Annotated in this window: 5 protein-coding genes; 1 reads left to right on the top strand and 4 read right to left on the bottom strand. The window is 70.6% G+C overall.

The window, feature by feature from the left end; all coding sequences use genetic code 11:
• The coding region (locus ACFY5B_RS38785) for an RsbRD N-terminal domain-containing protein (protein WP_389979756.1) at positions 1–672 on the bottom strand (672 nt) is incomplete at its 3' end.
• A gap of 88 nt (positions 673–760) precedes the next feature.
• The gene (locus ACFY5B_RS38780; protein WP_389979753.1) at positions 761–1,924 is read right to left on the bottom strand and encodes a PP2C family protein-serine/threonine phosphatase; all 1,164 of its coding nucleotides are present in this window, start codon (positions 1,922–1,924) and stop codon (positions 761–763) included.
• A gap of 199 nt (positions 1,925–2,123) precedes the next feature.
• On the opposite strand from ACFY5B_RS38780, the gene ACFY5B_RS38775 reads away from it, so the two are divergent.
• Positions 2,124–2,558, top strand: coding sequence for a MarR family transcriptional regulator (locus ACFY5B_RS38775; RefSeq protein WP_389979750.1), 435 nt, complete (start codon positions 2,124–2,126; stop codon positions 2,556–2,558).
• A gap of 183 nt (positions 2,559–2,741) precedes the next feature.
• Here ACFY5B_RS38775 and ACFY5B_RS38770 read toward each other — a convergent pair whose 3' ends face one another.
• On the bottom strand, positions 2,742–3,437 hold the full coding sequence (locus tag ACFY5B_RS38770; protein WP_389979747.1) for a branched-chain amino acid ABC transporter permease: 696 nt from the start codon (positions 3,435–3,437) through the stop codon (positions 2,742–2,744).
• Positions 3,438–3,551: 114 nt separating this feature from the next.
• Positions 3,552–7,313 (bottom strand): hypothetical protein, encoded by a 3,762-nt coding sequence (locus tag ACFY5B_RS38765; RefSeq protein WP_389979744.1) that lies wholly within the window; start codon positions 7,311–7,313, stop codon positions 3,552–3,554.
• Positions 7,314–7,518 lie beyond the last annotated feature (205 nt).

The raw sequence follows: 7,518 nt of genomic DNA, 5'->3' as shown, positions 1-7,518 counted from the left end.
GGCGCGCTCGGCCACGATCGCGTCCAGCAGGCTCTCCATGACCACCTGGCTGCGCGCGCTGTCGAGTGTGCCGATCAGCGGAACGGCGACCGTGCCTTCCCACAGTTTGATCACCGGGGTGGCCACTTCCATGAGCTGCTGGCGTTGCCGTTCGATGAGCTCCTGCCCCTGGCTGAGCGTCGTCTCCATCACCACCAGGCGCAGCGTGCCCATCAGCAGGGTGAGAGCCAGCGCGCATTCCTGCGCTTGGTCGTCGCCAGGATCCGGGAACTCTTGCCGAAGAAGCGTTACGGCAGGTCGGCGCAGGTCCGCGACCTCGGCTGCGACCTGCGCCGGGTTCGAACCGGTGCGGGCCCGGGAGGCCGCCATCCGGCCCAGTTGCTCACGCACCGTCTGGAAGCCGGGCGCCGTGATGTCCTCCAGCCGACCGGAGAGGGCCACCTCGGAAAGAGCCTCGACCACGGCCTTGCACGCCTCCACCGCCTCGTCCCGGGAGACGGTGAACACCGTGCGGAAGAGAGCGGCGTCGGCCCAGCGCTGGGCGATCTGCTCCTGCCTGAGCTGGAGAAACTCGCCCACCTGCCGCGCTGCCGGCTCCGAGGCCGCGTCCTGCTCCGACACTGCATCTCTCCTTGCACAAGATCCTGATGGTCCACCCGCGCGGGAGACCATCAGGCAATTATTGTCGTATGGCAAATATTAGCGCTGGGCCCGTGAAGCAAACAACAGTCGAAGGCACGGGGATGCCGGCGCGACGGCTTCAGCGCCCGCGCCAGTCCAGGCACATGACCAGGGCGTCGTCGTCCGGGACGGGCTGGCCACGGTGGCCGGTCAGCTCGCGCAGGATGGCCCGGGGCACCTCGGCGGCCGGAAGCAGCCGCGTCGACTGGATCGCCCGGTTCAGGGCGGCGTCTCCGTAGGCCTCTCCGCGCGGCGAGGCGACGGCGTACACCCCGTCGCTGACGAAGACCAGCCGGTCCCCGGGCTCGACATGGAACTCCTGGGCCACGTAGTCGGTTTCCTCGAACATGCCGAGCGGCAGCTGGGCTTCGAAGGCGATCCGCTCCACGGTGCCGCCGCGCAGGCGCAGCATCTGAGGGGAGCCGGCGTCCACCACCCGGACACGCCCGGTGGCCAGGTCGAAGTCGAACATCAGCACCGACAGGTAGCAGCGGCCCCGGTAGTGCGCGAAGACGGCCTGGTCGGCCAGGGCGGCCTGGTCGTCGATGGAGATGCCCGCGCGCCGGGCGTTGCGCAGGGCGTTGATCGCCAGGTTCGTCAGCAGGGAGGCCTCTATGCCCTCGCCCATGCCGTTGGTGACGTAGAGCGTGAGCCGGTCCGCAGTCGCGGACCAGTCGAAGTTGTCGCCGAAGATCGCATACGCCGGTTCCAGCTGCGCGCCCAGCTCGTACTCGGGGCTGGCGCACGAGCGCCCCGGCAGCAGCTGCCACTGCATCTCGGCGGCCAGCGTGAGCCGGTCCTTGCGCCGGGCCTGGAGGTAGAGGTCGGTGTCCCGCTCGGCAACGGTCACCTCGTGCCCCAGCACCTCAGCGATGTCGGCCAGCTCCGCCAGGCAGTCGTCGACCTGGTCGGCAGGCAGCGTCACCGACAGCACACCCAGCCGATCGCCCCGCACACTGACGGGCAGGTGGGCGCGCACCTGATGGCTGCCGGGCGCCGCGGGTTCGACAAAGGGCTCCTGGGCGGCGAACGCCCGGCCGGCGGGGCTGTTGTGGATCGACACCGGTTCCATGGTGTGCGGGAGCACGGACACCGGCTGCAGCACCGTCAGGCCGTAGTCGGCCATGAACAGCTCGACGGCCTCGGCCTCGTACTGCTCGACAAGAACGCGACGCACAGCGTTGAGCAACTCATGAGGAGCCGCTGTACGCAGTGCACGTTCAGCAGCCACATATCTGTTCACGATGGTCGATACACCAATCTATCGCCGGGCGGCCACAGGCATCACCCGCATGACACAGCCGCCCAATCGACCGTGCCGATATTCCAAGTCATCTCTAGCCCCCGCCTGCGCCGAGTACGCTGAGAGTCTTCCCAGTGCCTGCGAGAGTGTGACCGTGACTGCCTTCCGCCCCCGCCGAGAGCCGAACGAGGTCGCCCGCGTGACTGCTACGGCCGCGGAGCTGCTGGAAGTCCTGTGGGGCCGCGCCTCGACGGCCCCGGCCTCCGCGTCCCAGTTGCGCGTGCTGCTCATCCTCGAGCACCACGAGCGCATCAACCTGCGCACCCTGGCCGCCTCTCTCGCTTCCACCCCGCCCTCGACCAGCCGGCTGTGTGACCGGCTCCAGGCCGCCGGGTTGATCGAGCGGGAAGGGAGCCAAGCCGACAGACGTGAAGTGCACCTGCGCCTCAGCAGCCGGGGCAGGGCCTTTCTTGCGGATCTGCGGGCCCGCAGGGAAAAGACGCTCCAGGAAGTCCTCGACCAGATGTCCGCAGCCGACCGGCACGCGCTGCTGCACGGCCTGGAGGCATTCTGCGCCGTGGTGACGGCCCAGATACACGACGACGCCGAGGAAACCGGCAGCCAGACCGCCTGAGCAGCAGGGCGCGCCGCCGGCCTCCCAGATACCAATACCTGCGGGCCACCAGCACACGGAGCGGCCTCCGCAAACATTGCCGTCCCTTCCCGTGCACGTCTGACACGGCTACTTTGTTGCCTCACGGCTATAGTTGTCAAATGGCAACTGTCCGGATCGGCATTACACAAAGCCCTCGGTCGGTTACGTTACGTGGCCACCTGAGGGTGCTCCTACTGCATCGACCGCCGCGAGGCCCCGGCTGATGGGGAGTGCAAGGCTTGCGGCCATCGCACTCCCTGTCTTCCGGGACAGGGAAGCAACGCTGCTGGGCGTGCGGTGGCGACCAGCGGTCCCACGGTCGGAGATCTGGGTGGGAGAGGCGACGCCAAGGCTGTTCACGCAGATCACCCCACCGGTGGCGGCGCAGCCGGCCGCCGCCGCGATGTAGATGATCCGTTTGCCCCTGGTGACGTTCACGCCGAGCGAGCCGGCCGCGGTGTCGTCGTCACGGATGGCCTGCAGGGCCAGGCCGAGGCGGCTGCGCAGTACCGCGAACGTGCCCAGCGCCGCCGCCGCCATGACGGCCAGGGCCAGCCAGTAGGTGAAGGCGCGGCGCAGGACGGGGTCGGCGGTGACGTCCGAGAGGCTGCGTCCGCCGGCGGCACCGAGAGAGTCGAAGCGGACCACGATCAGACGGACCACCTCGGCGATCACCCACGTTCCGACGGCGAAGTAGCCGCCGCGCAAACGGAACGCGAGATACGACAGCGGCCAGGCGAGCAGCGCGACGAGCGCGGAGACGACGAGCGTGCCCACGTAGACGCTGACGCCGTGGTCGTTGACGACGAAGAGGAGGTAGGCGCCCAGGCCGTAACCGACGATCCGGAAGAAGCGCACCGCAGCCCGGCCAAGCTGGTTCTGCTGGCCGAACCGGCCATCATCGTCGGCCGAGCAACCCGCTCCGCAGCAGCAATCAAAACGCTCTCACCAGGCAATTCAATGCCGGAGCGATCAATGTCCGCACACCCTGCGGTACGGCACGTCGGGCACGTACGTCCGCCACTGCGCCGGCGTCAGACGATCCCCGCCCGCCCGTGCGCACACCGACGCGACCGCCTTCGACGGCTCGATCGTGTAGCGCTGGAGGGGCACGTGAGCGCTTCCCGCGTAGAGCACGGAGCTGTCCGCTGCGAACGCCACGCTGTCGATCGCCTCGCCCGGGGTCGTGAGCAGGCCTCCGAGGGGCTGCTGGGTTGCGACGTCCCACAGCTGAAGGCTTCCGGCCTCGCCGCCCACTGCCATCGTGCGGCCGTCGGGGCTGATGGCGAGCGCGCTGACGGCCTCGGAAGCGTCGTCGGTGATGGCGTCCGTGATCGCGTCGGCGTGTCCTTCCGGGAGGGCGGGAAAGACATTCGGCAGGAGACCCGCCCGTTGTCGCAGCTTGCCGTCCCACAGGGCGACGCGGCCCGTCTGGTCCCCTGCGGCGAACAGCGAACCGTCCTCGGAGAAGGCCAGGGCTTCGATGTCGCTTCCCTGGATGAGGTTTCGTCCCGTGCTCCCGCCGTCCGGCAGAGTGACCACGTGGTTGTCGCCGACCAGGAGCCGTCCGTCGGGGCTCAGGGCGAGGGTCCCGCTGGACAGGTCGCCCGCGACGGCTTTCGTACGGCGCCGGCGGGCGGTGTCCCAGGTCTCGTCGCTCGTCTCTCCGACAGCGGTGGTGCGCATGAGGTGGAGCGTGCGGGCCTCCGGGCCGAGGGCGATGGTGACCACCGCGCCTGCCGTGGTCGTCGTGGCCAGGTCCAGGGTCGTGCGGGCTCGGTCCCTGCCGATGTCCCAGATCGTCAGGGGCTGGGGCGAGGCGTCGGTGCCCGGTGCCGAGACGGTGTAGGCGAGTGTCCTGCCGCCTGGGGCGAAGGCCATGAGGGGGAGGGTGTCCTGCGGTTGCACCGGCCGGGAGGGGTCATGAGAGACGGGCAGGGGCGTGGCCGGCAGGGCTTTCAGCAGGTGTCCGTCACGGGCGTCGCGCAGTTCGAACCGGTACGAGCCACCCGTGCGCCGCGCTGTGGCGAGGGTCTGGCCGTCCGGGCCGAGCAGTACCTTGTCCAGCGGCTCGGCCTGCCAAGCGGACGTCACGGCCTGCGCGACGTCCATGGAGTGGACGGCGCCGCCTTCGAGGTAGTGCAGCACCGGGCGCGCGGGATCCCACGCCAGGCCACCGTCGAGGTGTTCGTTGTCGAGGGAGTGCCGGTGCACCGGGGCGTCCACGCCGAGCCGCCACACCCGGACTTCCTCTTTGTCGGCAGTGGCCAGGAACTTCCCGTCCTTGTCGAAGGTGACGTGGGTAACGCCCGGGTCGGCGAGATCCGCGAGCTGCTTGCCCGACCCGGTGTCCCAGACGCGCACCCCGCTTCCCGTCACGGCGGCGAACCGCTGCCCGCCGTCGAACGTCAGCAGCGAGCCCACCTCTCGGCAGACGTCGCCGACGTGTTCCCAGTCGCCGTGCAGTGCGCGCCGGCCCGCCAGGTCCCGCACCTGCACGGGCCCGCCCCCTGCGGGGCAGGCCGCGACCAGTCGCCCGTCCTCGCTCGGTACGACCGTGCCACCCGAGTCCGTCTGCCACCGCAGCTTGCCGTCCGAGGTCGAGCGCACCTGCATCCGCGCGCCGTCCGCGCTGCTGACGACGTAGTCGTGCTGGGCGAAGAGCACGTACGAGGACGTGGGCAGCCGGTCCCCGAACCACATTCCGGCCGTCGTGTCCCACAGACGTACGGCGTCGCCCGTGTCGAGTGCCAGGAGCCGCCCGTCCGGGCTCACCCCGATCACCGTGCTGTCCCGCGGCAGCGTCCCCGAGGCGATCCGCCGGCGCCGCACGACGTCCCAGGTCCGCCAGGTACGGTCCTCGACGCTGAGCAGTCTGCGGCCGGAATCCGTCAGAGCGCGGAAGGGGCCGTCGCCCGGTGCCGGATCGGAGAAGATGTCCTGTTCCTGCTGGCCGAGTGAGCCCAGCAGGGCCCGCCGGGTCTCCGGCAGCTCGGCCACCCGCCAGGCGGCGACACCCAGCAGCTGCGCGGTACGCGGGTCGGTGGTGCGCAGGGCGTCGGCGACGGCGGCCACACGGCGGGCCGCGTCGTCGATGCGGCGACGCCGGTTGTCCTGGTGCTGTACCCAGGCACTCAGACCGGCGATCAGCGCCACCGCGAGGACGCCCGACAGCACGCCCACCGCGGTCCGTGCCCGGCGCGCAGAACGGGCTGCGGCCCTGCGCTCCGCCTCGCGGGCCTCCAGGGAGGCGGTGAGGAACTCCCGTTCCGGCACGGTCAACGACGGGTCCTGCTCGCGGTCGGGGAAGAGCTCCTCCAGGCGTTTCAGGCGGGTGCCCCGGTACAGACTGCCGGGGTCCCGGTCGTGTTCCAGCCACGCGCGGACGTCCTCGGCCAGCCGGCGATGACGGCGCAGCCGCTCACGTTCCTCCTCGACCCAGCCGTGCAGCCGCGGCCACGCGCTGATCAGCGCCTCGTGGGCGAGACGGACACCGCTCTCGTCGACGGTCAGCAGCCGCGCGCGGGTCAGTACCTCCAGCACGACAGGCAGGTGGGGGCAGGTCCACTCCGCCCGTTCGGCCCGGGTGAACGGGCGTCCGGTGTCCGGGGTGCCCTGGCCCGGCTCGACCATGCGCAGCAACAGACGCCGCGCGGCCGCCGCCTGGTCCGCGGTCAGCTGGTCGTATGTCTCCTCGGCGGTCGCCGCGATGGCACCGCGCACTCCGCCCGCCGCCTCGTATGCGGCCAGGGCCAGCATCCTGCCCTTGCGGCGCCGCCAGGTCTCCAGCAGGGCGTGCGAGAGCATCGGCAGCGCGCCGGGTTCGTCGAGGACGTCCTCCACGATGCGCGCGGTCAGCGCACGCTCCACCAGGAGACCGGCCTCCTGCGCCGGCTTGACGACCACCTGCCGCAGCTCGTCCGCTGTCATCGGGCCGACCAGCAGCCCGGCACCGCGCAACGCGTCCGCCAGGCCCCGGTGCTCGCCGCACCGCGGGTAGAAGTCTGCCCGTACGGCGATGAGGACCCGCAGCCGGCTGCCGGGGTTGCGGGCGGCGAGCAGCAACTCGATGAACCGGGCGCGTTCGGCCCGGTCGCGACAGAGGGTGAAGACCTCCTCGAACTGGTCCACCACCAACCAGCTCTCCGGATCGTCCTGGGTCGGCGTCAGCAGACGGGCGTGCGTGGTGGCCGGCCGGTCGCCGGGAGTCACCACCCGCAGCAGTGCCTGCCGGTCCTCTTCCTCGATCCGCCGCTGGAGGCGCGGGATCAGCCCTGCCCGTACCAGCGAGGACTTTCCGCTTCCGGAGGCACCGAACACCGCGGCGAACCGGTGCCCGCACACCAGTTCCAGCAGCTCGTCCACCAGTTGGTCCCGGCCGAAGAACAGCGCCTGGTCGGCCGTCTCGAACCGGGCCATGCCCCGGTAGGGCAACACGAGTTCCTCGTCGTCCTCGCGGGCCTTCCCCGCCGCCTCCGCCTCGGCGTCCTTCCAACGGGCCTCCCACTCGCCGGGATCGCCGCCGCAGGCGCGCACGTACTCCTGCACCACGGGAAGGGACGGCAGCCGTTCCCCCGCCGCCGCCTCGGACAGCGTGCTCGCCGAGAAGCCGGACGCCCCCGCCATCCGCCGGTATGAAGGACTGCCCGCCGCTCGTCGCAGCTCACGCAGCTCATGGGCGAACCGGGCCAGGGGACCCGCCGCCGGGTCCAGGGGTCTTTCGGGACGACCCATGCGTACTTACCTCCACACAGCCGACGAAACCGACGCAGGCGGAGAGACCCTACGTGATGAAACCTTTCACCCGAACAGACCGTGGGTGACGCACAGGTAAAGACCGTTCCGCATTTCAGCGCTCCGGCGGCAGCGAAACTTTCTGGCGCCGAGCGGTGCATACGGGCCCTGACCGCGTCGTTCACACCCTGCACGCCCTCGACTC

The organism is Streptomyces sp. NPDC013187, assembly GCF_042899705.1.
Classification (GTDB): Bacteria; Actinomycetota; Actinomycetes; order Streptomycetales; family Streptomycetaceae; genus Streptomyces; species Streptomyces hawaiiensis_A.
The sequence above is the reverse complement of the archived record's forward strand: the minus strand, read 5'-3'. Positions and strand labels throughout refer to the sequence as shown.

Bases quoted from the DNA above. Each gene is read 5' to 3' on its own strand.
- ACFY5B_RS38765 (WP_389979744.1), bottom strand. From the start codon at position 7,313: ATGGGTCGTCCCGAAAGACCCCTGGACCCGGCGGCGGGTCCCCTGGCC.